This is a genomic window from Pseudomonas halotolerans, from assembly GCF_039581215.1.
In the GTDB taxonomy this organism is placed as follows: Bacteria; Pseudomonadota; Gammaproteobacteria; order Pseudomonadales; family Pseudomonadaceae; genus Aquipseudomonas; species Aquipseudomonas tehranensis.
Window position 1 is genome coordinate 91,469 of record NZ_JBCNTJ010000017.1, and the last position, 25,514, is coordinate 116,982.

The following is a 25,514-nucleotide window of genomic DNA, read 5'->3' on the forward strand; positions in this document are numbered from 1 at the left end:
TTCCGCTTCAGGTTTTGTGTCTTAGTCCTGTTTTCCTGAAAATTCCCGGATTTATTGTCACCAAAGCTCTTCTATCCAAGCCGCGCAGCAGGTTTAATGCTGCCCCGTGACCGCACTTGAGCACTCCGATGCCCGTGCGATGACGTCGCCAGGAATGAACCCACGGAGTCAGGGACGAAATGTCGATTTTCCTTTTACTGCGAACCTACGCCTCGTCCTTCTTCCATCGGTTCGGCTGGGCGGGCCTGTCAATTGCGTTGGGCGTGCACCTGTCCATCGCCTGGATCGGCCTGGTGCTGCTGGGCGAACAGCACCTCATCGCTGCCGCCACGTTTATCTACTTCTATCTCACCACCACCCTCACCGTCGGCTATGGCGATCTGTTGCCACAGACATCCGCCGGGCGAATTTTCGTGGCGACCTGGATCATGCTCGGGGGCATTGCCCTGTTGACGACGGTCATCGGCAAAACCACCAGCAGCGTCATTGATGTATGGAGAAAAGGCATGAAGGGCAAAGGCGATTTCACCGGCAAGACCGGCCACACCGTTCTCATCGGCTGGGAGGGCGCCTCCAGCGAACGGGTCATCGAGTTGCTGCTGCAGGACGAAACCTCCAATGACAACCTGATCGTCATCTGCGATTGCGATCTCGAAGAAAACCCCATGCCCGGCAAGGCATCGTTCATCAAGGGCGACAGCCTGTCCTCCGTCGCGCTGTTGCAGCGTGCCGGCGTGCCGGGTGCCGAACGCGTGCTGGTGCGAACCCATTCCGACGACCTGACCCTGGCCACCGTGCTGGCGGTCAATCAATTGGGGCCCGCCGGGCATGTGGTCGCGCACTTCAATGACAGCGAAATCGCCGCCCTCGCCAGCGCTTATGCGCCGAGCCTGGAATGCACCTCCAGCATGGCCATCGAAATGCTGGTGCGTGCCTCCCAGGACCCGGGCTCGTCCGTGGTCATCAATGAATTGCTCTGTGTCGGCCAAGGCGCCACCCAGTACCTGATGAAGCTACCCGAGGCGTTTGAAGCGACGTTCGGCGACCTTTATGCGCGGATGAAAGAGCAGCACAACGCTACGCTGATCGGCTACCGCGCCAAGGGTGCCCGCCAGCCGTCGATCAACCCGCCCGGCGCCACCCGCGTCGTGGGCGGAGAACTCTTCTACATCGCCTCCGCGCGTCTCAAGGAAATTTCCCATGGGGTGGTTTAATCGGTTGATGGGGCTTGAGACCCCGAACGCGAACACGACAGCCGGCGATCTCTGGTCTGCCACCGGGCCCCTGGGCCTGGCCTCCGGCAAGCAGATCATGTTCGATCCCACGCTCAAGTTGTTGTTCGACGGCAACAGCACCGTGGTCGTCCCAGGCAACCTACAGATATGGGGCCTGGGCATCATCGACCTCTGGCAGTCGAACTGGCTGTTGCGCTACTACATGAACGACCAAGACTACTGGCTGCAAGTGCACACCAGAGGCGACGTCTACGGTCAGGTCGAGTCGGTGATCCTGTTCAATTACCTCAGCTGCGTCGGGATCAACACAGAAGAGGAGTTGCGCCGCCTCGCCGGCCCAGAAAGCCTGATTGGCCTGCCGACGTACACCTACGACGGCGTCGAGTACACCCGCGAATGGGGCACCGAGGCTGGCCAGACAGAGCTGGTGGCGTTGAGCGAGAGCGTAAGCGGTTTAGACGAGTCCTACATCATGGAACATCATTCGATGTTGTATTCCCGCGACATCGGCCTGACGGATCGCCGGGAATTCCTGCTGTTCTCCGTCGAAGAGGACTCCGAAGGCTTCGTCGCCCTGAGCACGTCGCTGGGCATTTCGCTGTACACCACTGACCTGAACACTTTTTAAAAAAGGAAGAAGTCCATGCTTGAAGCGCTCTCCATTTCCCTGAACAAAGGCGCCGTGCTCGGGTTTGTGCTGTACATCCTCGGTGCGGCCGTGCTGTTCGCGCTGTACCAGTTCATCTACACCCGGATCACGCCGCACAAAGAGTTCGAACTGATCCGTTCGGGCAACGTGGCCGCCGCCATCGCGCTGGGCGGCGCCATCATCGGTTTCGCCATCCCGGCCAGCAATGTGATTGCCTATTCCATCAGCCTTCTGGACTTCGTTGTCTGGGCCGTGATCGCAGCGTTCGTGCAACTGCTGGCGTTCCTGGTGACCAGTCTGGTGCTCAAAGGCGCCTCTGAACGCATTAAAAAGGGTGAAATCGCCGCGGGCATTTATATCGCGGCAGTGGCCATCAGCGTCGGCATGCTGAACGCCGCGTGCATGACGCCTTCCACGAACTGATTGCGCCACGGAGATCCCGATGAAACGAAGCAAGTACGTCCAGCTTTCGCTGGCCGCGTCGGTCGCCATGGCGATATCAGGCTGCGGCCCGACGGAGAAAACCTACCCGGTACAGAAGAAGTACAACTTCCAGTCCGTGCAGCAATGTGCCGATGAAAAACTCCCGGTAGACGTTTGCTCCGACGCCTACATGACCGCCATGGCCGAGCATCGCCGCATCGCGCCGGCGTACAGCAACCAGGCCGATTGTGATGCCGACTTTGTTGCCGATTGGTGCCAACAGGATTCCACCGGTCAGTTCATCCCCAGGCTGGGTGGTTTCGAACTGACCGCCGATGGCCAGGTCACCCAAGCCCAGGTGGACGCGGCCAAGGCGCAACTGCCGGCCTCCGAAGCCAACGCGCAAGGCTCAGGGTTCTCCGGCACCAGCCTGCTGACCGGGCTGCTGATCGGCAACATGTTGAGCAGCAACCGCAACAGCTACTACTCTCAACCGGTTTACCGCTATCGCGATGATCGCGGCAACTACGCGTCCTCAACACTCGCCCAGCGGATTTCCAAAGGCTCGACCTTTACCAAGTCCAATCAGGCGAGGTATGGCAACTACACCGACACGGTCCGTTCCGCCAGCAAACCGATCTCTGTTGCTTCGTCCACCTCCCGTGGCGGTTTCGGCAGCAAAGCCAGCGCCCGCAGCGGTTGGGGCGGCTCGAGCAGCTTCGGGCGATCGAGCAGTTAAGGAACGCGCGTCATGAAGAAAGTCCATTGCGCCGAACGTCATGACTGGAAACAGACCGCCGAGAGTCTCGGCTTTCTGTTCCACACCATCGACGACGAACCCTATTGGGACGAGAGCGCGTACTACCAGTTCACGCTCAAGCAGATCGAAGACGATCTCGAAGACCCGACCACCGAGATCCATGAGATGTGCATGGACCTGGTGGCCCGCGTGGTTCAGAGCGAAGAGCTGCTGGAGCGTCTGAGTATTCCCGCGCCGTTCTTCGACATGGTTCGCACCTCATGGCTCGAAGGGCATCCGCATCTGTACGGGCGCATGGACTTCTCCTACAACGGCAGCGGCCCCGCCAAGCTGCTGGAACTGAACTACGACACGCCGACCAGCCTGTACGAGGCGTCGGCGTTTCAGTGGGGTTGGCTGGAGCAATGCATCGAGCGCGGACTGTTGCCCGGGCATGCCGACCAGTTCAACAGCATCGACACCAAGCTGCATCAGGTCTTTACCCAACTGCAACTCAAGCAACCCTTTTACTTCGCCTCGATGAAAGACTCGATCGAAGACAAGGGCACCACCGACTACTTGCGCCTGATCGCGGAAAAAATCGGCATCGAATCGCGGCACATCGATATCGAGGACATCGGCCTTACCGGTGAGGGGCGTTTCGTCGATCTGCAAGATCGCTGGATCCCGCACCTGTTCAAGCTGCATGCCTGGGAGTTCATCTTCCACGAGCCTTTTGGTGCGGCGATTGCCCAGAGTGACACGCAGTTTTTCGAGCCGGCCTGGAAATCGATCATCTCCAACAAAGGCATCCTGCCGTTGCTGTGGGAATTCAACAAAGGTCACCCGAACTTATTGGCAGCCCATCTCGACACTGACTCGAGTAAAGCCGTCCCCAAGGGCTGGGTCCGCAAACCGTTCTTTTCCCGGGAAGGCGCCAACATCGAGCTGCAAACCGCTGATGGCCTGATCGTCAAAGAAGACGGCCCCTACACCGACGCCCCCTTCATCCTCCAGGAATTCGCCCCGTTGCCGAAGTTTGGCGACAGCTACACATTGATCGGCTCCTGGGTCATCGGCGACCAGGCCGCCGGCATCGGCGTGCGGGAAGACAACAGCCTGATCACCAAGGATTCGAGCCGGTTCCTGCCGCATCTGATTCTTGACTGAATCTCTGGGTCAAGCACTGAACCCTGTGGGAGCGGGCTTGCTCGCGAAGGCGGTGCATCAAGCGACATCAATGTTGACGGTGCCGCCGTCTTCGCGAGCAAGCCCGCTCCCACAGGTTAATGCGTGTGCCCCGACGTTTTCAGGTCCACCAATAGCGCACCAGATGAAAGAAAATCGGTGCGGCGAAGCAGACTGAATCCAGCCGATCCAGCATGCCACCGTGGCCTTCGATCATGTGCCCCCAATCCTTCACGCCACGGTCACGCTTGATGGCCGACATGACGATCCCGCCGGCAAACCCCAGCAGGTTGATCAGCAAGGCAATGAGAAACGACTGCCAGGGATTGAAGGGCGTGATCCACCACAACGCGCCACCGATCAGCGAAGCCAGCAGAATGCCGCCGACAAAACCCTCGACGGTTTTCGACGGTGACAGGTTTGGGGCGATCTTGTGTTTGCCGAACAACTTGCCGCACACGTACTGCAGCACATCCGACAGCTGCACCACGATCACCAGGTAAGCGATCAGCAGCAGGTTGCGCCCTTCAAAACCGGCGATGTCCAACGTCAGCAGCGCCGGCACGAACGAGATGCAGAACACTGCGATCATCAGCCCCCACTGGACCTTGGAAGCGCGCTCCAGAAAGTGCGTGCTGTCGCCGCCCAGGGACGCGAGGATCGGCAGCAGCAGGAACACGTACACCGGGATAAAGATCGAAAACAGCCCGTACCAATCAAAATAAATCAGCAGATATTGCAGCGGCAGCGCCAGGTAAAACGCCGCCACCAAGGCCGGATAGTCGCTGCGCCGGGTCGGTGTCAGGGTCAGGAATTCCCGCAGTGCATAAAACGACACGGCGTAGAACAGCAGGATGACTGCCGCGTTGCCCAGCCAGAACGCCGTGCCGATCACCAGCACCATCACCCACCAGGCATTGATCCGCGCGTTGAGGTTATCGATGACCGAATTCGGCGCGCCTTTGGTGCGCAACTTGAGAATGAAACCAATCACCGAGGCCAGCAGCAGAATCGCGCCGATCCCGCCAAACAACATCAGGGTATGTCTATCCATGTCAGACGTGCTCCGGGGCCAGTGCCAGCAGCGCGGCGCGGCTGCGTTCAAGAAATTGCGCTTTGCTTTCATCTTCTTCGATGCACAGCGGCGCGCCGAAACTGGTGGTGCACAACAACGGCAGAGGCAATACGCGGCCCTTGGGCATGACGCGGTTGAGGTTGGCGATCCACACCGGAATCACCTCGACCTCGGGGTGGCTTTTCATCAAGTGATAGATCCCGCTCTTGAACGGCAGCAGGCCGTCCTCCGGGTTGCGCGTACCCTCGGGGAAGATGATCAACGAGTCGCCGTTTTCCAGGGCGTCGAGCATCGGCTGCAACGGATTATGCGAAGGGTCCTTGCGCTCGCGGTCCACCAGCACGCCGTTGAACACCCGGTTGATGATGTAGCGGCGCAGCGGGCTGGTCTGCCAATAATCGGCGCCCGCCACCGGCCGGGTAAGCTTGCGCAGCGCCGGCGGCAGCGAGGCCCACAGCAGCACGAAGTCGCCGTGACTGCTGTGATTGGCGAAGTAGATCCGCTGCACCGGTTGCGGCGCGCAACCGAGCCACAGGCTGCGAGCCCCCGTGACCATGCGGGCGGCGGAGGTGATGAGGCTGGCGACCACGGGTTCGAACATGAGGATTCCTTGTCCTGAGAAACTCGGGTAGTGACGCAATCTTTAACAGCTGACCAATTCACTGTGGCGAGGGAGCAAGCTCCCTCGCCACAGTAGTCGCTTGCCGTCCGGTATTCGTTAACTTTAAAACTATCTGACGTCTGAAAAGGCTAACCAGGGACTGGCCAGAATGAAGCCCAGCGTCAAGACCACTTGCGTGGCCAGCAACAACGACTGGCGGCGCAGCAGCAACAACGCGCCATGCCGGCGCTCGGTCCAGAGGCGACCGCTGCGTTCGACCGGTTGCAGGCCGAGGGCGGTGAGGGCTTGATCCAATGTATAGGTTCGTTCGGCCAGCGATTGGGTGCTGTCCGCCATGCGCTGGAACAGGTCGGCATCAAACGCCACGCGCTGCGCCCAGTACTTTTGCAGCACGCCAAGCAGGAATATCACGACGCTAAAGAGCAGTAGCCACGGATTGACGCTGCCGACCAAAAATTGAGCCAGCCCCAGCAGCGCCGCCAGCAGTGTCAGCCCGGTGGAGAGCTGATCCAGCGAGTGACCTCGGCGCAACAGGCTCGCCACGGTGTGGAGTTCCATATCACTGATCATGGTCATTCCTCGTGCTTGTGGATAACCGTTCCAACGCCCGACGGTGCGCTGGATGCAAAACAATGTGCGGGCGGGCCCGCTGGATTTGGACAATGGCCGCATCGACGCTGGCGGCCCGGCCAGTGTGCAACAACCACGCGGCCACGGCGCTGGCGCTGCGCGAATAACCCAAGGCGCAGCAGACCAGCAGCGGCCCATGCTGACGCAGGTTCTCGATCATCCGTGCAGCCTCCAGGCACTGCTCGGCACTGGGCGCGGTCAGGTCAAGCACCGGCAACGTGCGATAGGCGATGCCGGTGCTGTCCATGGACATTTCCGCGCACAGGTCGAGCACGCCGTTGAACGGACTGTCCTTCAATTCCATCGGCGTGGGAATGCGCCCCAACCAGACGTTATCGGCCACCTGATCCGCCTGCGGATGCTTGCGCGTCCAGCATCGCGAATTGATCCACGCTGCCGCCAGATAGGGCGCCAACAACCAGCGCACCGCCGGGCTCAGCCGGCCATCTTCACGTTTCTGAAACCCGCTCGCACCGAATGCCAGGTAATTGAGTGCCACCATCAGCAGCGCCACCGCCGGCCAGATCAACCAGAGCCACGCGCCACCCCAGGCAAACGCCGGAATGAAAAACACCGCAGCCCCTAAACCATAGCGCAAAGCCAATCGCAGACGCGCCGGGTCTGCGGTTAATCGCGCTGTTTTCAGCGGGCTGGGGCGATCCAGCGGCCACAACCAGACACACAACCACCCGGCCAGCGCACCGGTGGGCAGGTCAATAAAGTGATGTTGATAGGTGGTCAGTACCGACACACCAATCAGCGCGAACCAACCGTGCATCAGCCAACGCCAGAGCCCTTGCAGGTGCCGCTGATAACACACCCACAGCACCACCAACAACGCGATGTGCAGCGATGGCGCCTGATTGAACGGCTTGTCGAACCCCGCCAGCACGTCGAACAGCCAACCGAACAGCCCATCCATTTCCGGCCGGGCGAAGGTGAAACGCAACGGCCAGAGCAGAAAACAACTGACCGCAATGGCCTGGGCCGTGAGCAGACGCAAGGCGTGGCGTTTGAGTTCTTCGCGGCTGCTGGGCAACAGTAGCGACAGGCCGTACAGCAGATCAATCGACCAGTAAGGCACGATGGTCCAGGCCATGAACGGCATGTGGCTTTCCCAGCCGAACACCAGACTGCCCACGTCATCCCGCTGGGACGTCACCCAAGTGGCGAAGCCATACGTGCTGAAAAACAACGGTGCCAACAACAGCAGCCACAGCACCGCCGGTTTCAGCAGGCCGGGCTCGCGAGCGGGGGCGATGACGGCGCTCATCACTGCACGCGCTGAGCCAGCGAAACGCTGAAGATGCCCCACTCATCGACCCGCAAGGTGATCTTGCGAAAGCCCGCCGCTTCGACCAGTTGATCCATCTCCGCCTGCGTGCGTCGGCGCATCACCCAGGCCTGCCCGGCGCGGTGGCTGGTGAGGGCGCGGGCGATCAGCTCCAGTTGCGGGTGCCACGGCTGCCCGGTGTAGACCAGGAACCCGCCGGGCTCCACCGCTTCGGCCAAGCCGGCGAGGGAGTCACCGACCATCTGGTTATCGGCAAACAACTCATACAAACCGGACACCACCGCGAGCGTCGGTTTCGGCGCCAGCGCCGCCAGATCCGAGCGATCAAAGGCATCACCTTTGACGAACTGCGCGATATCGCCCAGGCCTTTTTCGAGGATCAACGCACTGCCATCACGCACGTTGATGTCGCTGTAGTCGCGCAGCAGGATCGACTCCGGCAACGGACTGACGCCTTGCAGCGCTTCGAGAATGTAACGGCCATGGCCGGCGGCGATGTCGACAATGCGCACCTCGCGGTCCTGCTCGCGCAACGTGCCCATGGCCAGGCGCAGCAATTCCTCGACATGCAACTTGCGCTGACGAATGCCGCGCCAGCCGATGGAGTTCAGGTAATTCTGGTCAATCATCCGCCCCAGGGCCGAGGTGCCGGTGGGGCGATTGCGGTAGACGTAATCCAGGGTGCTGCCGGAGTCGAAGCCGGTGTCGAAACCCAACTTCACCCCAGCCGACAACTTGCTGCCAAAACGCATGCTGGCGCGGGTCATGCGCCAATACAGATCGCGCAACGAATTATGCGGCAGCGGCGTCGCCAAGGCTTCGGACTCGGCGCATGTCGCGCCCAGGCGATCAGCGTCCAGCAGGGAAGGGCGGTCCAGCGGGCGGGCAAAGTTCTGCAGAATAAACCGACGGGCACTGGCGATGGCCGGCGCACGGTTCTTCTCGCCGAGGGTGTCGTGGAAGAACCCCGGCAGAATGTGTTTTTCCTTGTGCACACTGCCCAGCCGCTCGAAGAACTGCTCTTGGGGTTTGCGCTGCACCACAAAGTCGGAACCGGAAATCAACAACTGCGTCGGCACCTGAATCGCCTGAGCATCGGCCACCACCCGATCGGCCGCTTCATACAGGCCCAGCAGCACGTTCACCGAAATCGCCTTGGTGATCAGCGGATCGCTGTCGTAGGACGCCACCCGCTCCGGGTCATGGCTGAGGAATTTCGCCTTGACGTAACTGTTGACGAAAAAATTGCCGCGAAACCGGCGCATCAGCGCCAGGCCCGGGCGGGCGAAGGGCACGTAAAGCTTGACCTTGAACGCCGGCGACGCCAGCACTAGCGAGCGAATGCGCGGGGCGTAATCGTGAACCCAGGTCGACGCAATCACCGCCCCGACACTCTGCGCCACCACGGCGATGTTCTGCTCGTCGATCTGATGCGTTGCGCCGATGTGATCGCAAAAGGTCTGCACATCCCGTGCACTGGTGGCAAAGCTCGGACTGTCGCCGCGCGCACCCGGCGACTGGCCATGACCGCGCGCATCCCAGGCAAAAAAGTCGAAGCCGGGCAAATCCAGCTCATCCACCAGATGGGCAATGCGCCCGGAGTGTTCATGGCCGCGATGAAACAACAACACCGCCTGACGGGGCTCACCCGGCGCCGCAGCGACGGCCGGCCAATGCCGGTAAAACAAGTCCACGCCGTCAAAGGTGGTAAACGTCAGTTCCTGGGCTTCACGCATTGCAACTTCCTTATGCTGAGGGAGCGTTTTCCGTCACTTGGTCCAGGCCATGACGCACCCGATTGACCAAGGTATAAACCAGCAGGGCGGCCACCACCGCCATCACACCATCCACCCACCCGGCGCCGAGCCAACCCACGGCAATCCCGGTCGCCAACACGCCCAACACAAAGGCCCGATCACTCTTGCCCATCGGCCCGTCATAGCGCCGCGTAGCCCCCACCATCGCCCCCAGCACACCGGCGTATTCGCTGAACAACGCCAACAGCGTGACCACCAACACCAGCAACAGACTGGCATCGGCAAACAAGGCAAAAGGCAGGATCAAGGCAGCGTCGGCGATGATATCGCATAGCTCATTGAGGTAGGCGCCCAGATGCGATTGCTGGCCGAACTCCCGGGCCAACATGCCATCCACCGCATTCAACGCCATGCGCAAAAGCATCCAGATCGGCACCAGGATGAACACCCAAGGATGACTGGCAAACCACGCAACCACGGCCCCCACCAGCACCGAGACAATGCCGGCGAGCAAGGTGACCTGATTGGCCGTGACGCCCTTGTCGTAAAGACGCTGTACCACCGGGCGCAGCAGGTTCTGGAAGGCGGGTTTGAGCTGGTAAATGGAAGGCATGGGAAGGGAATCTCGGCCGGTTTCGGGGTTGGGCTTGTTCAGCTGCGAGATTACGACAGTTGGGGTTTGGCCGGAGGGATAATTCTCCAGAATGCGCGCAGGTAGGCACATCTGGCAACGAATCTACCGGTGGATAAAGAACCCCTGTGGGAGCGGGCTTGCTCGCGAATGCGGTGGGTCAGCCACCATTGATATTGACTGACCCACCGCATTCGCGAGCAAGCCCGCTCCCACAGGTTTTGTGTTTCAACTGAATCCACATCGGCCGATGTCACAAGAGCAGTTGGTGGTGTGTCCATTCAGGATCAAACTACGAAAATCCTGTGGGAGCGAGCCTGCTCGCGATAGCGGTACACCAGGCCAGCCCAGTAGCCCGCTGACCCAACCCTCCCTCCAGGACTAATAAATAAGGAAGGCTCCAAATGCCGCAAATGGATTGGCTCGAAAACCACATGGACAAATGCGATCAGATGGCCGAATGGCTTCATCAAACATTCAGCTATGAGTTCGCCCAGCAATCCCTCGCCAGTTGGCAGCAGGAATTCGCCGCGGGCCAACGCAATGGTCACTGGAAGTGCCTGATCGCCACGGAACAAGACCAGTTGCTAGGCGGCGCCTCACTGGCCAGCGACGATCTGCCCGACCGCCCGGAACTGGGCCCATGGCTGGCATGCGTCTTCATCACCCCAACCGCCCGCCGCAGAGGCCTTGCCGCGCAACTGATCGAAGGCATCTGCAAGCATGCCAGAGAAGCGGGATTCACCACCTTGTATTTGCACACCCACAACCAGAGTGATTATTACGCCGGGCTTGGCTGGGAAGTGCTGGAGCGGTTTGAGGCGTGGGGGAAAGAACAATGGCTGATGTCGCGGCAGTTATAGATCGCATCCCTATCGCTCGCCCCAAAAGGCCTTTCCTGAAGTGACTTGCAGGTCGCTTTCCCAGATCCCGACGACCTGCCCGAGTGTCATGTCGCCGAAATCGAATTTCAGCGACATATGAGCGCGACATGTCGCCGGAATCGAATTTTAGCGACATGACACCCCGTACCGACCGAACCCTGTGGGAGCAAAGCTTGCTCGCGACAGCGGCCCATCAGCCAAACCAGGCAATAGCCTGCCCACTAACCAGCACCCCCCGACACAACCCCAACACCCACCCGACATCGCCTTGCGCCATTGCCTACAACTACGCCAGAATCCGCCGGCTTGTGCGCCTTGGGTCGCGTCGGTAATTTGGATCCTGTCACTGCCCATCAGTGATCGGGTTTAGCAGCCCGTCGAGTTGAGTCGCATCAAGCTTCATCAGTCAGGTATCCCATCCCTGCACTTGATGGTGGCTGTGCGTGGGGCGTCCTCGGACGCGCCGATTTCTTAACTCGTCGGTCTGCTAACCCGCGTACAGCTGCCACCCACTCGTTTAGCAGCGAGAGGGTCGTAGCCTCACCAAAGAGAGTTAAGGCTATGGTCAAAATTACACCGAACCCGCCAGCTACAGACGAAACCGTGTCTCGTGTTCAGTCTGCTCGTAACAAGAAACTTGATGATGCTGCCACGCGTGCTTTGGATTTCTACTTGAAGCCAACGCCTGAGAAGGAAACGTCCGACAAGCCCAACACCATCTTCCGTATCGCACCTGATGTTGATTCGGAATGTCTGCTTGCCAATCTCAGTGAAAACCTGGCTTCGGCTAACGCCATGATCAGTGATTTGGCGTTTGATCTTGAGGGATCGCGACGGCGTGTTGCGATGGGGATTTTGCAGGTGATTGAGGTGAGTGAGCTGTTGGCGAATCGGGCTTTGGACATTGTTGAGGTGAGGTAACAAGGGGCCGCGCTTACCCCAGGTATGAAAAAAGGTCTTGCTCAGCAAGGCCTTTTTTGTGGCCGAGCCTCATCAAGCATCTGACCCACCGCCCCTAGCAGCATTTCGCCCACCCCCTGTGGCAGCGAGCCTGCTAGCGATAGCGATACACCAGTCAACATCAGCACCACTGATTCACCACCTCGCGAGCAGATCACGGCGATCCGCACCCTCCATGCATTGCCTCCCAATTGCGCAGTTACGCGGCCCTTCCACCCATCAGCGATTCAAAGCACCGAGCGTGCAGGCAACGTCGCCGATCTCCCCTGGAACTAACTTCTGCAAACGTTCATGGCTGAAACGTATCAGCTCCAAGAAAAAACCTAAATATGCACAAATGCATTTTTTTGCTTGACCCGCATAGGTGAGCCTCTATAAGGTGGTTTAACTGTATGTACATACAGTATTTCTTAACCATTGTTTATATGAATCCATTCATGGACGAGGCAGTAACTTATGAAAGCCAACACTGAAAAATTTGGTGTCACCCCCAATCAACCCAGCCTTTGGACCCGCGCTGATGCGTTGAAAGTCCGGGCGGACGATCCCACCACCACTCAACCGCTGGTCAGCGCGGATTTCCCGGTATTGAACAACGACGTGTTCATCTGGGACACCATGCCCTTGCGCGACTTGGACGGTAACGTGACGTCCGTCGATGGCTGGTCGGTGATCTTCACGCTGACGGCCGATCGTCATCCAAACGACCCGCAGTACCTCGACGAGGACGGTAACTACGACATCCTCCGCGACTGGAACGATCGTCACGGTCGGGCAAAGATGTACTACTGGTTTTCTCGCACCGGCAAGAACTGGGAATTCGGTGGCCGCGTGATGGCCGAAGGCGTTTCGCCGACCGCCCGCGAATGGGCCGGTACGCCGATTCTGTTGAACGACCGCGGTGAAGTGGACCTGTATTACACCGCCGTCACCCCGGGCGCGACCATCGTCAAGGTGCGCGGCCGGGTAGTGACCACTGAACATGGTGTCAGCATGGTCGGCTTCGAGAAGGTCAAGCCGCTGTTCGAGGCCGACGGCAAGATGTATCAGACCGAAGCCCAAAACGCTTTCTGGGGATTTCGTGACCCATGGCCATTCCGCGACCCGCACGATGGCAAGCTGTACATGCTGTTCGAAGGTAACGTGGCCGGTGAGCGCGGCTCGCACAAAGTGGGCGAGGCCGAAATCGGCGATGTGCCACCGGGTTATGAAGATGTCGGCAACTCCCGCTACCAGACCGCCTGTGTCGGCATCGCCGTAGCCCGCGACGCAGACGGCGACGACTGGGAAATGCTGCCGCCCCTGCTGACGGCCGTGGGCGTCAACGACCAGACCGAACGCCCGCACTTCGTGTTCCAGGATGGCAAGTACTACCTGTTCACGATCAGCCATACCTTCACCTATGGCGACGGCGTGACCGGGCCGGACGGCGTGTACGGTTTTGTCGCGGACTCGCTGTTCGGCCCTTACGTGCCACTCAACGGATCCGGCCTGGTGCTGGGCAACCCGTCCTCCCAGCCATTTCAGACCTACTCGCACTATGTGATGCCAAACGGCCTGGTGACCTCCTTCATCGACAGCGTACCGACCGACGAAACCGGCACGCAGATTCGTGTGGGTGGCACTGAGGCGCCAACGGTGGGTATGAAAATAAAAGGGCAGCAGACGTTCGTGGTGGGTGAGTACGACTATGGGTACATTCCGCCGATGCTGGATGTCACGCTTAAGTAATAGCTATACAGGGGTTTCAGGCAGCGGGTTTGAGGTCGATGACAAAACCGTTGTGGATATGATCGAGATATTCCGCCTGATTCATTGTGATGTTGGTCGCAAGCCCCGTTGAACGACGAGTCGTAACCCGCTCGCGACTGGCTGCAAGGATGCAGCCAGTCGCGAATGCATTTCCCTGCGACGTATGTACACAAGCGCCTCTGTGGGAGCGAGCCTGCTCGCGATAGCGGTGCGTCAGCAACATTCCAGCCAGCTGTTTATCGTGACTCCACGAGACTAGCCCCGACCGACATCGCCTTGCGCCATTGCCTACAACTACGCCAGAATCCGCCGGCTTGTGCGTCTTGGAGGGCGTCGGTAGTTTGAGTCCTGTCACTGAGTATCAGTGATCGGGTTTAGTCGCCCGTCTCAACCTAAGGCGTACCAAGTCCCGTCGGACAGGCTGTGCTGTTCCTGTATTGATGGTGGCTGTGCGCAGGGCGCCCCCGGGCGCGCCGGGATTCTTAGGTTCACCGGTCGACTAACCTGCGCACAGCTGCCGCCCTCTCGTTTAGTCGCGAGGTGGTTGCAGCACCACTTACAGGAACCTAAGTCGATGGCAAAAATTACACCGAACCCTCCGACTGCAGATGAGCATGTATCTCGCGCTCAGTCTGCCCGTAACAATAAGCTTGATGACGCTGCCAACCGGGCGTTGGATTACTACCTGAAGCCTACGCCGAAGAACGAAACGTCTGACAAACCCAACACTATCTTCCGTATTGCACCTGATGTTGATTCGGAATGTCTCCTTGCCAATCTCAGTGAAAACCTGGCGTCGGCCAATGCCATGATCAATGATTTGGCGTTTGGTCTTGAGGGATCACGACGGCGTGTTGCGATGGGGATTTTGCAGGTGATTGAGGTGAGTGAGCTGTTGGCGAATCGGGCTTTGGATATTGTTGAGGTGAGGTAGGCGGGGAAAACGCTGGCCCAGGAATGAAAAGGTCTTGCCTAGCAGGACCTTTTTTCGGATCGGGAACTACCAGGTTTTGGATACGTCAAGGGACAGACCGGTAGTATGTCCATTTCGCCTCATCGAACCTCGTTATTTCTGAGCGCGCACGTCAATTTGTGCTCAAGATCTTCACTTCTTTTGATCTCGCATTCCCATACGACAATAACCTGCCAACCCATTTTCTGAAGGGTCTCAATATTTCGGTGGTCGCGTTCGACGTTTCCCTGAAGCTTGGGTAGCCAGTAGCTTTGCCGAGATTTTGGCGTTGTAGTCAGGCGACATCCTGGATGGCGGTGCCAAAAACATCCGTGCACGAAAATAACCGTTCGGTAACGTGGCAACACGATGTCTGGCGAGCCCGGTAGGTCTTTCCTATGGAGGCGGAAGCGAAATCCCAAGCGATGGAGTAGGCTTCGAATTAGAAGCTCTGGAGTAGTATTCTCGCTTTTTACCGATCGCATGATCTCGCTGCGATTCACTGTGCCCTCCAAGAATGGCTTGAAGCACAAATTTGATTGTTTCAAATTCGAGGCATGAGACCATGCTCAGATTGGCACTGCTCATGGCGAAGCTGGGGCCCTAAGGTTGCTGGGCGACGCTTGAGGAGACGCGGCACGCAAGGCTGTAGACGCACCTTCTTAGGAAGGCCTAAAACGCCGAAATGATGATGGCGTAAGGCGTCGCCCCCGTCCCTGCTGCAAGATCCAAAATGCGATAATGATTAGTCTAAGGGCTCAATACATGCTTGAAAAGAAGTACTCCCTTGCAGAATTCTTCTGCGGTTGTGGTGGGACATCCCGCGGATTCACCAGATCTGGGCGGTTCAATGCTGTATTCGGCAATGACATAAAGGCCGAAGCTCTACGTACGTTTGAGTTCAACCATCGGCAGGATGAAGTGCCTCCGGTGACAGTGCGCGAAGACATTCGCTTGCTGGACGTTGAGCGCATCCATGAAGCATTACGTGAGCGCGGCGTTGCGCAGGGCGACTTGGATTGCATGATCGGGGGCCCACCCTGCCAAGGTTTCTCGCAGCTCCGTCGTAGCGAGCATCGTGAAAAAGGCAAGATCGTGAAATTTAAGGGTTATAGCCAGTTGGCGCATGATCCTCGGAATGATTTGGTCTTGCGATATCTTGAGGTTGCTGAAGCTCTGCAACCGAAGTTTTTGGTTATCGAGAATGTACCCCAGATGCTCAATCATGGCTTTGACGGTCGCTTGGGGAAGCTATCCGAGATTGTCATTCAAATGCTTGAGCGCGACCTTGGCTATAAAGTTGAAGTCGCTGTCCTCAATAGTGCGGATTATGGCGTCCCGCAGCTTCGTGAGCGTGCGGTGTTTATCGCGAGCTCTATAGGTTCAGCGTCGATGCCAAGGCCAAGTCACTGCGATCCGTTAAATGAAAGGCTTTTACGAGAAGGGCGTTTACCGTGGGTAACCGTGGCTGATGCGATCTCAGATCTGCCCGCACCCTCTGTTGGTGAAGATGTGCTTGGCGGTCAAGCGCTTAACCATTATGGGGAAGGCCCAAGCGTTTATGCGCAGGAAATGCGAAGCGCGCCAACATTCCCTTATAACCATATCACGCGGTCATACAGGAAGTCGGTGCTTGATATCATCAAAGAGATGAGACCGGGAAAGACCTGGGATACTGAAAGTGAACGCATGCGCGATAAATATGCGAAGGCAATTAAAAGGCTATCGGTATCCAAGGGCATCTCCCTAGAAGCCGCGCAGGTTGAGCTCGAACGCTCCAAAGCAATAAATCCGGTTTTCTACAAAGATTATTACTGGAGCGCTTACTCTCGCTTGGCTTGGGACTCACCTGCTCTGACCATTACGGCAAACGCTAATTTCTTAGGCTCAGGCAGGTTTACGCATCCAATCGAGATGCGTGGAATCACCATGAGGGAAGCGGCCCGCTTGCAGTCCTTTGATGACGATTTTCGTTTCATTACTTCCGATAGCGAAGACATGGATACCGTACGTGTTGGGGTAGGGATGGACATGATTGGAGAGGCCGTGCCACCTTTGTTGTCGAAGGCTATTGCAATACATCTGGCAGAACAGTTAGATGGCTTTAGGACTGAAGCACCAGTGAGCGCTAAGCTGACGGCAAAGCTAGGCTGAGTTCTGGACAAGCATAAATAAAAGGAAGGTCGGATGTCGCTTACGAACGACGAAATTTTTGAGATGGCGAGCACTGCGGTTCGAGCGATGCACCAGCGGTATGGTCCGGACTTCAAATTTCCCGCTGATGTTATTTGGCAGAATATGCCGTACGGCGTTGATATTCCAAGTACTAAGAGGCCGCATCAGCCGGCTCGCTTAATCCGTGCCGGTCTCTTAGAAAAGACTGGGGGGCTGACGAAAGCTCAATCAGAGAGTCGGGCTGGAAGCCCAACAGCTGAGTACCGATTCGGGCCTGAACTGGTTCCGAGAGCAAAAGCGCCCTCAGAGAGTCAAGCTTTCAGCAAGCGCTCAACAAGTGAGTCGCTGGCCGCTATCCAAGTGGCGATGGATTCCGAAGGTTACGTGATTTCGGTAGCTGAGCTCGCAAACTTCTACCTGGCAATTACGGTTAGTCCACTTGTGGTTCTTTCGGGTATTTCGGGCACCGGTAAAAGCCTATTGCCACGTAAGTTTGCGCAGCAGACGAACTCCTTTTTCCATGCAATCCCGGTACAGCCGCAGTGGTCCGACAATAGTGATCTCTTTGGCTATGTCCCAACACTCTCGCCAACAAAGTATATCAAAGGAGCGTTGATCGACAGCCTGTTGGAGGCTAAGAAAAATCCACAAAAACTTGTGATTGCTCTGCTCGATGAAATGAATCTTGCTCCCGTGGAGCACTATTTCAGTGACTTTCTGAGCGTAGCTGAGACGCGTGTCCGGGGCGACAAAGGAGTTACAACTGATAAGCTGCCGATTGAACTACCGGATGATGTTCCCGGGCAGTCCAGTCCACACATCGACCTGCTGCGCGGTATTCAACTGCCACCAAATCTCCGTGTCGTGGGAACCGCGAATATGGACGAGACCACCCACATATTCAGTCCAAAGGTATTAGATCGGGCGTTCACGATCGAATTTGACGACCCGGATTTAACTGCTTTCGCATCCGGCCAAGGTGCGGCTAAGGGTGGGAGCAATGCGTTCGACGAGCTTGCGACTATCGCGATTCGCGAGACGAATGCGATATCCGTTCAGGAAGCGTACGCCGTTAGCCAAGATCTTTTCGAGCATATAGCCCTGCTTCTGAGCGAGATTCAAGACATCTTGGCTCCGGCGGGCATCAAGTTCGGATACCGCACTCGCGATGCGATCCTCCTATATCTTCACTTCTGGCGCGAGCTTCAACTCGCAGATATCTTGACCGGCTACGCGGCACTAGATTTTTGTATCTTACAGAAGATTCTGCCGAAGGTAGCTGGCAGTGGCGAGGCGTTAGCAGAGGCGTTGACGAATCTAACTACTTGGCTTAGTGCAAGGGCAGAAGCCCAAGAAGATGCTGATGGTGTTTTAGCCGAGTTTTCCGGTCCGCTAGCTCGAAGCGTTCAGAAGGTCGAGCGTATGACTGAATTGCTAAGCCTCGACGGCTCGACCCGCTACTGGGGCGCCTGATGCCGCTGCTGCTTCAGGTTACCGGAGCTGACTGGAAGATTGAGATAATCGGCAAGCTTCCCGATCTGCCACCGTTTATTCCTGTTTCACCTCAATTCGCCATTGAGGCCGATGGTGCAGTATCGATTGAAGTGCTCAATGTTAAGACTGGAAAAATGTGTGTCGTCGCGCCCGGGGATTTGATCGAACCGCTTTTTTTCGAGGCCGTTGCTTATGATATTCACTTCGAAAAAATTGACCCGGCCGCCGTACTGAAGCTGCCACCTGGAGCCGAGGCTCGTCGTATACGTGAGAACAGCGAGCACTATCTAGTCAACTTCGGAAACAACGTTGGCTTTGTTGACCTGCTTGTTTCTTCGAATAGCTGTGCGGCAAAGTTTCGGTTAGAAGTCTTCTCGCGCAAAGCGGACTATCGAACCGACTATGTTCAAATGCGCTCCGACGTTTCGTCGATGCTTCGCAACCTGGCGATGGCGGCTAATGCAAAAACTTATGGAATGGCCGCTCCGGCTAGAGACCACTACCCCACTTTGGTCGAGTGGTTTTCGCTGATTCAGTCCCATTTCGGCGAGTTTATTAAACTGACCAATGCTATAGCCAAGAAACCCCACAGTGGCCTGGCGATCAAGGCTGTGCTGAAGGACACGGAGCGTGCCCGCCGAGTTTCGCGGCAAGCCATCGGGCGGGCTTTGCGCCGAGATAACGGAGGTGCCGCGATCCCTAGTCTTGGTATCGCGTTGCCGCGTAGAATCCAAGAGAGTGTTGCTTCGATCACCTTTGATACACCGGAGAACCGCTATTATAAGGCATTGATCAGTGCGACTTATCGCAACATCAGAGCCTTATCGAAGGTGGATGAGTCGGGCGACGAAGATGCGGACCGATATTCTGAGCGGAAGTTCTTTGACTCAATCCGGCCTGTGCTCAAATCCATGGAGCGTCAACTTGAAACAGCGTCGAAGGCTCCGTTCCTTGGGCAAGTCAAAGACGTCATGCTCGTACAGCCCCAATCCATGGTTTTTCACAAACATCCCCTCTATTCGAAGTTCGATAAGCTCTGCCGCCTACTAAATGGCGGGCTGTCTTTCGCGGGAGAGACTATTCCTATCGGAGTGAAGGATACGTCGCTACTTTATGAATACTGGTGCTTCCTGAAAATTGTTGCGCTTCTGCGTGTTCGATTCGACTTGGTCAACCAGTCAGTGGTCAAAGTCAACCGGCTTCGAACAACCGTAGCGTTGTCCAAGGGTAAGTCGTCGGCCATGAAGTTCGTCCATAACCCCACCGGCAAGCCTCTATTCCTTGTCTACAATCGTCTTTTCAGTAGATTACCGACGATAGCCCAGAAACCCGATAACGTCATTCAGTTTGCGAGCGACACCCAGTTTTATATTTTCGACGCAAAATATCGAATCCAATTCGATAGAGACTACATGGCACAATACGGTGGTCCCGGTCCTACCACCGATGACGTGAACACAATGCACCGTTACCGGGATGCTATCGCTATACCCCATCCCATGCATCCCGAAGAGTATCTGCAGGGAGTTGTTACTGGGGCTGTGGTGCTTTTTCCTTACCCCGATGAGGAGGCTTATCGCTCCCACAGGTTTTTCAAAAGCATTGGGCAGGTCGAAATCGGAGGATTACCTTTTTTGCCTGGATCGACAACGTTAGTAGCTGAAAAGATTGACGCGCTGCTGGTATCGCTAGGCTATTGAAGTTTTAGTGATATTGAAATTGGGCTCCAGTTAGAGATTGTCGCCGAATGATCTGAGCTCTGACGGACCGGGATAAGACCGGTATCATCGCTGTATGATTTATTCGATTAAAGGGACTAGTCATGTGTCCACTAACTTTTAAATCAGACCGAATTTCAGGCATTAAAAAGCCGGCTTATGGCCGGCTTCTCGTTGACTAACTCAGTTCGTTTTTGACAAACCTCACCAGCCTTCAAAACGTACATCCGGCTCTTGCGGCCGGCTGTGGGACTTGGTCAGAAAGTGATCTGCCTTGTCGGTGCGAGGTGTGGGCTCGCAAATGTGGGGCGGAGGGTACGCGGGTTTTCGGCAGAATCCAAGTGGTAAGTGGTGTGGAATCATTGGGTTAGGGGTGATTTAAGTAAAAAGCAGGGGGCTGCTGCGCAGCCCAGCGGGAGCAAGCTCCCTCGCCACAAAAGCTCCTCACCACAAGGCTCCTCGGCACAAGGCGCTTTGTCTGTCTGCCCGTTCGGGTGGGTTAGTCGAAGACTGGCGGTCTCTGTTTGTTCAGGGTGGACCACCAGAAGACCCAGCCGATGACTCTAATGTTCTGCGCTTCGATCTGTTCGACGCTGAAGACTTCGTCGGGGTAGGCGGTGTTGTTGTGGCTGCGCAGGCGCAGTCGGTTGCCGGGGACGCGGTGCAGGTATTTGATGCGCAGCATGCCGTCGTGTTCGAGGGCGTAGATTTGGCCGTCGACGATTTGGGTCAGGCCGCGGTCGATGGCGAGGGTGGAGCCGTCTTCGATGCGTTCGGCCATGCTGTCGCCGACCATGGTGGTGCAGATGGCGTCGTTGGGGTTGATGTCGAGGGTTTCGAGGTGGCTGCGGGGCAGGCGGATGGTTTGGTCGGGGATTTCGATGATGTGGGTTTTGGTTTCGCCGGGGGCGATGGGGGCTTCCTTGTAGAAGGGCAGTTCGATGTCCGTGGTTTCTTGCACGCTGTAGACGCCATCGTTTTCGGCGGCTTCATAGGTGATGCCGGGGCCCAGGCCCAGTGGGGTCTGCGGGCCTTCGCCGGTGGCGAGCCATTGCGGGCTGACGGTCAGCAGGCTGGCGATGGAGTAGATGCGTCCTGGCGGGATGCCACGGTTGAACCAGTTGTTGATGTGCTGGGATTTCACGCCGTATAACTTCGCGAAGTCGGCGGATCGGATATTCGCTTCTTTTAGAAGGGCTCGGAAGCGGTCGCCACTGGAAAGTATTTTCATAAACGGAAAGTTTAGGGACGACTGTGTTTTCGGCAATAAACATGTCGTGCAAATATATAAGACGATCTTTCCGTTTGCAGGATTTGAAAGGCGAGGGCTAAACGGGTTTAAACGGTATTAATACAACTTCGTATTTATCATTATTAAGACATAAAAAAACCCCGGTGCAAACCGGGGTTCTTCTTTACTTCAGTCTCAGCCTTTGTAGGCGGCAACCGACTTGGTGATCGCTTCGCGGGCGGCGTCAGCACCGGCCCAGCCTTCGATCTTGACCCACTTGCCTTTCTCGAGATCCTTGTAGTTCTCGAAGAAGTGTTCGATCTGCTGGATCAGCAGGGCTGGCAGGTCGGTGTATTCCTTCACGTCGACGTACAGTTGTGACAGTTTGTCGTGCGGTACGGCGATGACTTTGGCATCGCCGCCGCCGTCGTCGGTCATGTTCAGGATGCCGACTGGACGGGCGCGGATGACCGAGCCTGGGGCGACTGGGTAAGGGGTCACGACCAGCACGTCGAGGGGGTCGCCGTCGTCGGCCAGGGTGTTGGGGATGAAACCGTAGTTGGCCGGGTAGAACATTGGGGTGGCCATGAAACGGTCAACGAACAGGCAATCGCTGTCTTTGTCGATTTCGTATTTGATCGGGGCGTGGTTGGCCGGGATTTCGATCGCGACGTAGATGTCGTTCGGCAGGTCTTTGCCAGCCGGAATCTTGCTGTAGCTCATTGGGCGGTGCCCCCGTTAGTTGACCAAATGACTGGTCGGATTGACCAAAAAGTGGCGGCGATTATAGGCATATTCGGCCGTCGATGCCACGTTACAAGGGTCTTAGAGACCTTAGTATGACGCCTGATAGACCGGATCTTCGGCTTGAAGTTGCCGCAGCCGGGCCAATGGGTCCTGGCGGTAGAACGCTTTGAGCTGGTCATAGACCCGTGGGTACGCCTGGTGCAGCAGGTCCGGGGCGCTGAAGAAGTATTCGCTGGTGACGGCGAAGAACTCCGCCGGGTTTTCCGCTGCGTAGGGATCGATGACGGTGTCGGCGTCCGGGTTTTGGTCCAGTTGGCGGTTGAGGTCGTCGAAGGCCTGTTGCATGGCCTCGGCCCAGTCGCTGACGCGCATGTCGGCGTGCAGTGGCGGCAGGCCGTTGGCGTCGCCGTTGAGCATGTCGAGTTTGTGCGCCAGCTCGTGGATCACCAGGTTGTAGCCGTCCCAGCCGCCGCTGGCCAGTACGCCGTCCCAGGCCAGGATGATCGGGCCCTGGGGCCAGGCTTCGCCGCTGTGTTCGCCGTCCCATTCGTGCTCGATGCCGCTGGCGTCGCGGTAGCGCTGAGGGCTGAGGAAGTCGTCGGGGTAGAGGACGATTTCGTGGAAGCCCTGGTACCAGTTCAGTTCGCCCAGGTGCATCAACGGCAATTGGGCCTGGGCGGCGAGCAGTAGGCGTTGTTCCTGGTGCAGTTCGACGCCGGGCAGGGCGCTCAGGTGTTTGTCATGCAGGAACAAGACGCACGCTTGGCGCAGCCACTGGTCTTCGCTGGCGCTGAGGCCGTCGAGAAAGCTCAGCTGATGGCGCACCCGCTGCCAGGTTTCCTCGGCGACGGGGTGTTTGGCGAGGATGCGTTGCCGGCGCCAGGCGCTCAGGGACCACATGGGCGATCAGCGCGGTTGGGTTTTCGAGTTGCCCCGGGCCAGGCGGCTGCGGACCACGCCGATGATCATCGGCACCAGCGACAACAGGATGATGCCCACCACCAGCAGCGACAGGTTCTGTTTGATGAACGGCACGTTGCCGAAGAAGAAACCGAGGCTGACCAGGCCGCCGACCCACAGGACGGTGCCGAAGACGCTGAAGCCGAAGAACCGCGGATAAGGCATTTTCGCAACGCCCGCGACGAAGGGCGCAAAGGTGCGCAGGATCGGCAGGAAGCGCGCCAGGGTTACGGTTTTGCCGCCGTGCTTGTCGTAGAAGTCGTGGGTTTGTTGCAGGTAGTCGCGACGGAAGATTTTCGAGTTCGGGTTACTGAACAGTCGTTCCCCCGCCGTGCGGCCGACGAGGTAGTTGGTGCTGTCGCCGAGGATCGCCGCCAGCATCAGCAGGCCGCCGAGTAGCACCGGGTCCATGCCGCCGCCGGCCGCGACCGCACCGGCGATGAACAGCAGGGAGTCGCCCGGCAGGAAGGGCATCACCACCAGGCCGGTTTCGCAGAAGATCACCAGGAACAGGATGGCGTAGATCCACGGCCCGTAGTTGGTCACCAGCAGGTCGAGGTACACATCGAGATGCAGAATGAGGTCGAGGGGGTTGAAATCCATGCAAAGCACCTGTGGTCGCGGCCTGACTGGGTGGGGCCTGTGGGTCGGGCTTCGAGTAAGGCTACAGGGTATGTAGCTTTTTCTTACAAGCCGGGAAGAGCGGCATTATACGGGCTGGAGGGGGCGGTGCGGGGTGAGTTTGTAGCGGGGGATTTCGGAGCGACTGGCTGGATGAGGCATCGGCTCGGACCGCTTTTGTGGCGAGGGGATTTATCCCCGCTGGGGCGCGCAGCGGCCCTAATACAGCCGACTCGGTCAATCTGATACACCGCGTGCTCAGGTTTTGGGGCTGCTTCGCAGCCCAGCGGGGATAAATCCCCTCGCCACATGGGGTGTTGTGTCAGGGATATTGGTGTGGTGAGGGTTCCCTCACCACTGAGGTATTGCTGTCGGCTCAGAGCTCTTCGCTGATGGGCAACACGTAGTTCTTGAACTCGGTGTCTTCCTTGAAGCCGATGGACTCGTAGGTTTTCTGCGCCACGTCGTTGTTGCTGCTGGTGGAGACGCGCATGCGCACGGCGTTGGTTTCCTTGGCCATTTTTTTTGCGGTGCGGATCAGGTTATCGGCCACCAGTTGGCGGCGGGCGTCTTCGGCGACGTAGATGTCGTTGAGAATCCACACGCGTTTGAGGGACAGTGACGAGAAGCTTGGGTAGAGCTGGCAGAAGCCCAGCAACCGGTTGTCATCGTCATCGGGCAACGCCAGGTAGATCACCGATTCCTTGCGGCGCAGGCGTTTTTCGAGGAAGGCTCGGGACGAATCCGGGTAGGGCAGTGAGCCATAAAATTCCCGGTATTTGACGAACAATGGGGTCAGCAGGTCCAGGTGTTCCAGGGTCGCTTGGATAATCCGCATAGTAGGTCTCGTCTGCAAAGGTCGACAGATACTCGGACAACAACGGCGTTCTGCCGTACTTCGATGCTGCCTGAAAGCGGATCAAAAACGCAATCTTGTAAACGGATCAGCTTCGGGGCGGCATGAGTAGGAAGTTACCTTTCATATCGGCGGCATTTTCCGAGTCTAGAGTTTGAACCTGGGCTTCGTCCTTCAGATTGACCCCCGAGAGCTGCCTGCGGCAGGCCTCGCGCATCAGGTAGATCAGGCGATGGGCGGCCATTCCATAGCTCAAACCTTCGAGGCGAACGTTGGAGATGCAGTTGCGATACGCATCGGTCAGGCCGACCTTGGGGTTGTAGGTGAAATACAAACCCAGGCTGTCGGGGGAACTGAGGCCGGGGCGTTCACCGATCAGGATCACCGACATTTTGGCCCCGAGCCGCTGCGCCACTTCATCGGCCACCGCGACCCGGCCCTGTTCCACCAGAATCACTGGCGAGGTTGACCAACCCTCAGCGGCGGTCTGTTCTTCCAGCCGCGCCAGGAATGGCAGCGTATGCCGATGCACCGCCAGCGCCGACAGACCGTCGGCCACCACGATGGCCAGGTCGACGCCGCCGGGATTGGCCGCGACGTGGTCCTGCAGGATGTGTACGGAGGCTTCATCGAGCCGCCGGCCCAGGTCCGGGCGTTGCAGGTAGCTGTTGCGGTCGCTGGCGGCGCTATGCAGCAGCAGGCTTTCGCGGCCGCGTTCAGTCAGTTGCGCGCGAATGCCTTCATGATCGAACGCCAGGTGCACCGCATCGCGGGCCTGGGCGTGGGCGTACTGGAAGTCCAGTTGCGCCTGGGTCGGCAGGCTGGTGCCGGTACGGCCCAGGGCGATGCGCGCCGGGGTGAGGTTGCGCAGATTCAGCCAAGGGTTTTGTGGATCGACAGGTTTTTTATCCATGGGCAGGT

The 25,514-nt window shown here is 57.8% G+C and carries 25 protein-coding genes; 12 read left to right on the forward strand and 13 right to left on the reverse strand.

The genetic code is table 11. The features are described 5' to 3' along the window. Positions 1 to 179 precede the first annotated feature (179 nt). The 5 genes from AAIS01_RS21285 to AAIS01_RS21305 are packed head-to-tail and all read left to right on the forward strand — an operon-like array spanning position 180 to position 4,216. Positions 180 to 1,214 carry an ion channel gene (locus tag AAIS01_RS21285; protein WP_343470555.1) on the forward strand — a complete coding sequence of 345 codons (1,035 nt, stop codon included), beginning with the start codon at positions 180 to 182 and terminating at the stop codon, positions 1,212 to 1,214. After that, positions 1,201 to 1,863, forward strand: a complete 663-nt coding sequence (locus AAIS01_RS21290; RefSeq protein WP_343470556.1) for a DUF2491 family protein — start codon at positions 1,201 to 1,203, stop codon at positions 1,861 to 1,863. The genes AAIS01_RS21285 and AAIS01_RS21290 overlap by 14 nt, the downstream gene beginning before the upstream one ends. A gap of 15 nt (positions 1,864 to 1,878) precedes the next feature. Next, the gene (locus AAIS01_RS21295) at positions 1,879 to 2,307 is read left to right on the forward strand and encodes a DUF350 domain-containing protein (protein ID WP_343470557.1); all 429 of its coding nucleotides are present in this window, start codon (positions 1,879 to 1,881) and stop codon (positions 2,305 to 2,307) included. 19 nt (positions 2,308 to 2,326) lie between these two features. Continuing rightward, entirely contained in the window at positions 2,327 to 3,046 is a 720-nt protein-coding gene (locus tag AAIS01_RS21300; protein ID WP_343470558.1) for a DUF1190 domain-containing protein, read from the forward strand. 12 nt (positions 3,047 to 3,058) lie between these two features. Further along, the gene (locus AAIS01_RS21305) at positions 3,059 to 4,216 is read left to right on the forward strand and encodes a glutathionylspermidine synthase family protein (RefSeq protein ID WP_343470559.1); all 1,158 of its coding nucleotides are present in this window, start codon (positions 3,059 to 3,061) and stop codon (positions 4,214 to 4,216) included. Positions 4,217 to 4,355: 139 nt separating this feature from the next. Here AAIS01_RS21305 and AAIS01_RS21310 read toward each other — a convergent pair whose 3' ends face one another. The 6 genes from AAIS01_RS21310 to AAIS01_RS21335 form a co-directional block, all read right to left on the reverse strand. After that, on the reverse strand, positions 4,356 to 5,288 hold the full coding sequence (locus AAIS01_RS21310; protein WP_092459493.1) for a phosphatidate cytidylyltransferase: 933 nt from the start codon (positions 5,286 to 5,288) through the stop codon (positions 4,356 to 4,358). Position 5,289: 1 nt separating this feature from the next. Beyond that, positions 5,290 to 5,910 (reverse strand): lysophospholipid acyltransferase family protein, encoded by a 621-nt coding sequence (locus AAIS01_RS21315; RefSeq protein ID WP_092394723.1) that lies wholly within the window; start codon positions 5,908 to 5,910, stop codon positions 5,290 to 5,292. A gap of 129 nt (positions 5,911 to 6,039) precedes the next feature. Further along, positions 6,040 to 6,501: a hypothetical protein gene (locus AAIS01_RS21320; protein WP_343470561.1), complete on the reverse strand. Its 462-nt coding sequence runs from the start codon at positions 6,499 to 6,501 to the stop codon at positions 6,040 to 6,042. Further along, a complete protein-coding gene (locus AAIS01_RS21325) occupies positions 6,491 to 7,834 on the reverse strand; it encodes a phosphatase PAP2/dual specificity phosphatase family protein (RefSeq protein WP_343470562.1) in 1,344 nt (447 codons plus the stop codon). Before AAIS01_RS21325 ends, AAIS01_RS21320 begins: the two co-directional genes overlap by 11 nt. Continuing rightward, on the reverse strand, positions 7,834 to 9,591 hold the full coding sequence (locus AAIS01_RS21330) for a bifunctional alpha/beta hydrolase/class I SAM-dependent methyltransferase (RefSeq protein WP_343470563.1): 1,758 nt from the start codon (positions 9,589 to 9,591) through the stop codon (positions 7,834 to 7,836). The genes AAIS01_RS21325 and AAIS01_RS21330 overlap by 1 nt, the downstream gene beginning before the upstream one ends. A gap of 10 nt (positions 9,592 to 9,601) precedes the next feature. Beyond that, positions 9,602 to 10,225, reverse strand: coding sequence for a CDP-alcohol phosphatidyltransferase family protein (locus tag AAIS01_RS21335; RefSeq protein ID WP_343470564.1), 624 nt, complete (start codon positions 10,223 to 10,225; stop codon positions 9,602 to 9,604). 422 nt (positions 10,226 to 10,647) lie between these two features. Between AAIS01_RS21335 and AAIS01_RS21340 the strand changes: the two genes are divergently transcribed. The 4 genes from AAIS01_RS21340 to AAIS01_RS21355 all read left to right on the forward strand — a co-directional run bounded on the left by AAIS01_RS21340 (position 10,648) and on the right by AAIS01_RS21355 (position 14,773). Further along, positions 10,648 to 11,106 carry a GNAT family N-acetyltransferase gene (locus AAIS01_RS21340; protein ID WP_343470565.1) on the forward strand — a complete coding sequence of 153 codons (459 nt, stop codon included), beginning with the start codon at positions 10,648 to 10,650 and terminating at the stop codon, positions 11,104 to 11,106. Positions 11,107 to 11,688: 582 nt separating this feature from the next. Beyond that, positions 11,689 to 12,048, forward strand: a complete 360-nt coding sequence (locus AAIS01_RS21345; protein ID WP_343470566.1) for a DUF6124 family protein — start codon at positions 11,689 to 11,691, stop codon at positions 12,046 to 12,048. A gap of 495 nt (positions 12,049 to 12,543) precedes the next feature. After that, entirely contained in the window at positions 12,544 to 13,818 is a 1,275-nt protein-coding gene (locus AAIS01_RS21350) for a glycoside hydrolase family 68 protein (RefSeq protein ID WP_343470568.1), read from the forward strand. Between the two features lie 595 nt (positions 13,819 to 14,413). After that, positions 14,414 to 14,773 (forward strand): DUF6124 family protein, encoded by a 360-nt coding sequence (locus AAIS01_RS21355; protein ID WP_343470569.1) that lies wholly within the window; start codon positions 14,414 to 14,416, stop codon positions 14,771 to 14,773. A 119-nt stretch (positions 14,774 to 14,892) separates the two neighbouring features. On the opposite strand, the gene AAIS01_RS21360 is transcribed toward AAIS01_RS21355, so the two are convergent. Continuing rightward, positions 14,893 to 15,294, reverse strand: a complete 402-nt coding sequence (locus tag AAIS01_RS21360) for a very short patch repair endonuclease (protein ID WP_343470570.1) — start codon at positions 15,292 to 15,294, stop codon at positions 14,893 to 14,895. A 262-nt stretch (positions 15,295 to 15,556) separates the two neighbouring features. Between AAIS01_RS21360 and AAIS01_RS21365 the strand changes: the two genes are divergently transcribed. From AAIS01_RS21365 to AAIS01_RS21375, 3 genes are read left to right on the forward strand one after another with little or no spacing between them, the layout of a single operon-like run. Then, entirely contained in the window at positions 15,557 to 16,945 is a 1,389-nt protein-coding gene (locus AAIS01_RS21365) for a DNA cytosine methyltransferase (RefSeq protein ID WP_343470571.1), read from the forward strand. Between the two features lie 33 nt (positions 16,946 to 16,978). Beyond that, entirely contained in the window at positions 16,979 to 18,439 is a 1,461-nt protein-coding gene (locus tag AAIS01_RS21370) for an McrB family protein (protein WP_343470572.1), read from the forward strand. Continuing rightward, a complete protein-coding gene (locus AAIS01_RS21375; RefSeq protein ID WP_343470573.1) occupies positions 18,439 to 20,160 on the forward strand; it encodes a DUF2357 domain-containing protein in 1,722 nt (573 codons plus the stop codon). The genes AAIS01_RS21370 and AAIS01_RS21375 overlap by 1 nt, the downstream gene beginning before the upstream one ends. A 517-nt stretch (positions 20,161 to 20,677) precedes the next feature. Here the strand turns inward: AAIS01_RS21375 and AAIS01_RS21380 are convergent. The 6 genes from AAIS01_RS21380 to eutC form a co-directional block, all read right to left on the reverse strand. Then, positions 20,678 to 21,409, reverse strand: coding sequence for a LexA family transcriptional regulator (locus AAIS01_RS21380; RefSeq protein WP_343470574.1), 732 nt, complete (start codon positions 21,407 to 21,409; stop codon positions 20,678 to 20,680). Between the two features lie 195 nt (positions 21,410 to 21,604). Then, positions 21,605 to 22,132 carry an inorganic diphosphatase gene (gene ppa / locus AAIS01_RS21385; protein WP_047229468.1) on the reverse strand — a complete coding sequence of 176 codons (528 nt, stop codon included), beginning with the start codon at positions 22,130 to 22,132 and terminating at the stop codon, positions 21,605 to 21,607. Between the two features lie 111 nt (positions 22,133 to 22,243). Further along, positions 22,244 to 23,056, reverse strand: coding sequence for a M90 family metallopeptidase (locus AAIS01_RS21390; RefSeq protein ID WP_092394668.1), 813 nt, complete (start codon positions 23,054 to 23,056; stop codon positions 22,244 to 22,246). A gap of 6 nt (positions 23,057 to 23,062) precedes the next feature. Continuing rightward, complete coding sequence (locus AAIS01_RS21395) at positions 23,063 to 23,719, reverse strand: DedA family protein (protein WP_343470575.1); 657 nt, start codon at positions 23,717 to 23,719, stop codon at positions 23,063 to 23,065. A gap of 394 nt (positions 23,720 to 24,113) precedes the next feature. Beyond that, positions 24,114 to 24,575 (reverse strand): GNAT family N-acetyltransferase, encoded by a 462-nt coding sequence (locus AAIS01_RS21400; protein ID WP_092394658.1) that lies wholly within the window; start codon positions 24,573 to 24,575, stop codon positions 24,114 to 24,116. A 106-nt stretch (positions 24,576 to 24,681) separates the two neighbouring features. Continuing rightward, positions 24,682 to 25,506: an ethanolamine ammonia-lyase subunit EutC gene (gene eutC, locus AAIS01_RS21405; protein WP_343470576.1), complete on the reverse strand. Its 825-nt coding sequence runs from the start codon at positions 25,504 to 25,506 to the stop codon at positions 24,682 to 24,684. Positions 25,507 to 25,514: the final 8 nt, after the last annotated feature.

Coding starts and splice junctions, on each gene's coding strand:
- ppa (WP_047229468.1), bottom strand. CDS start 22,132: ATGAGCTACAGCAAGATTCCGGCTGGCAAAGACCTGCCGAACGACATC.
- AAIS01_RS21380 (WP_343470574.1), bottom strand. CDS start 21,409: ATGAAAATACTTTCCAGTGGCGACCGCTTCCGAGCCCTTCTAAAAGAA.
- AAIS01_RS21345 (WP_343470566.1), top strand. CDS start 11,689: ATGGTCAAAATTACACCGAACCCGCCAGCTACAGACGAAACCGTGTCT.
- AAIS01_RS21330 (WP_343470563.1), bottom strand. CDS start 9,591: ATGCGTGAAGCCCAGGAACTGACGTTTACCACCTTTGACGGCGTGGAC.
- AAIS01_RS21285 (WP_343470555.1), top strand. CDS start 180: ATGTCGATTTTCCTTTTACTGCGAACCTACGCCTCGTCCTTCTTCCAT.
- AAIS01_RS21350 (WP_343470568.1), top strand. CDS start 12,544: ATGAAAGCCAACACTGAAAAATTTGGTGTCACCCCCAATCAACCCAGC.
- AAIS01_RS21295 (WP_343470557.1), top strand. CDS start 1,879: ATGCTTGAAGCGCTCTCCATTTCCCTGAACAAAGGCGCCGTGCTCGGG.
- AAIS01_RS21325 (WP_343470562.1), bottom strand. CDS start 7,834: ATGAGCGCCGTCATCGCCCCCGCTCGCGAGCCCGGCCTGCTGAAACCG.
- AAIS01_RS21365 (WP_343470571.1), top strand. CDS start 15,557: ATGCTTGAAAAGAAGTACTCCCTTGCAGAATTCTTCTGCGGTTGTGGT.
- AAIS01_RS21315 (WP_092394723.1), bottom strand. CDS start 5,910: ATGTTCGAACCCGTGGTCGCCAGCCTCATCACCTCCGCCGCCCGCATG.
- AAIS01_RS21355 (WP_343470569.1), top strand. CDS start 14,414: ATGGCAAAAATTACACCGAACCCTCCGACTGCAGATGAGCATGTATCT.
- eutC (WP_343470576.1), bottom strand. CDS start 25,506: ATGGATAAAAAACCTGTCGATCCACAAAACCCTTGGCTGAATCTGCGC.
- AAIS01_RS21335 (WP_343470564.1), bottom strand. CDS start 10,225: ATGCCTTCCATTTACCAGCTCAAACCCGCCTTCCAGAACCTGCTGCGC.
- AAIS01_RS21390 (WP_092394668.1), bottom strand. CDS start 23,056: ATGTGGTCCCTGAGCGCCTGGCGCCGGCAACGCATCCTCGCCAAACAC.
- AAIS01_RS21320 (WP_343470561.1), bottom strand. CDS start 6,501: ATGATCAGTGATATGGAACTCCACACCGTGGCGAGCCTGTTGCGCCGA.
- AAIS01_RS21375 (WP_343470573.1), top strand. CDS start 18,439: ATGCCGCTGCTGCTTCAGGTTACCGGAGCTGACTGGAAGATTGAGATA.
- AAIS01_RS21300 (WP_343470558.1), top strand. CDS start 2,327: ATGAAACGAAGCAAGTACGTCCAGCTTTCGCTGGCCGCGTCGGTCGCC.
- AAIS01_RS21370 (WP_343470572.1), top strand. CDS start 16,979: ATGTCGCTTACGAACGACGAAATTTTTGAGATGGCGAGCACTGCGGTT.
- AAIS01_RS21310 (WP_092459493.1), bottom strand. CDS start 5,288: ATGGATAGACATACCCTGATGTTGTTTGGCGGGATCGGCGCGATTCTG.
- AAIS01_RS21340 (WP_343470565.1), top strand. CDS start 10,648: ATGCCGCAAATGGATTGGCTCGAAAACCACATGGACAAATGCGATCAG.
- AAIS01_RS21400 (WP_092394658.1), bottom strand. CDS start 24,575: ATGCGGATTATCCAAGCGACCCTGGAACACCTGGACCTGCTGACCCCA.
- AAIS01_RS21290 (WP_343470556.1), top strand. CDS start 1,201: ATGGGGTGGTTTAATCGGTTGATGGGGCTTGAGACCCCGAACGCGAAC.
- AAIS01_RS21395 (WP_343470575.1), bottom strand. CDS start 23,719: ATGGATTTCAACCCCCTCGACCTCATTCTGCATCTCGATGTGTACCTC.
- AAIS01_RS21305 (WP_343470559.1), top strand. CDS start 3,059: ATGAAGAAAGTCCATTGCGCCGAACGTCATGACTGGAAACAGACCGCC.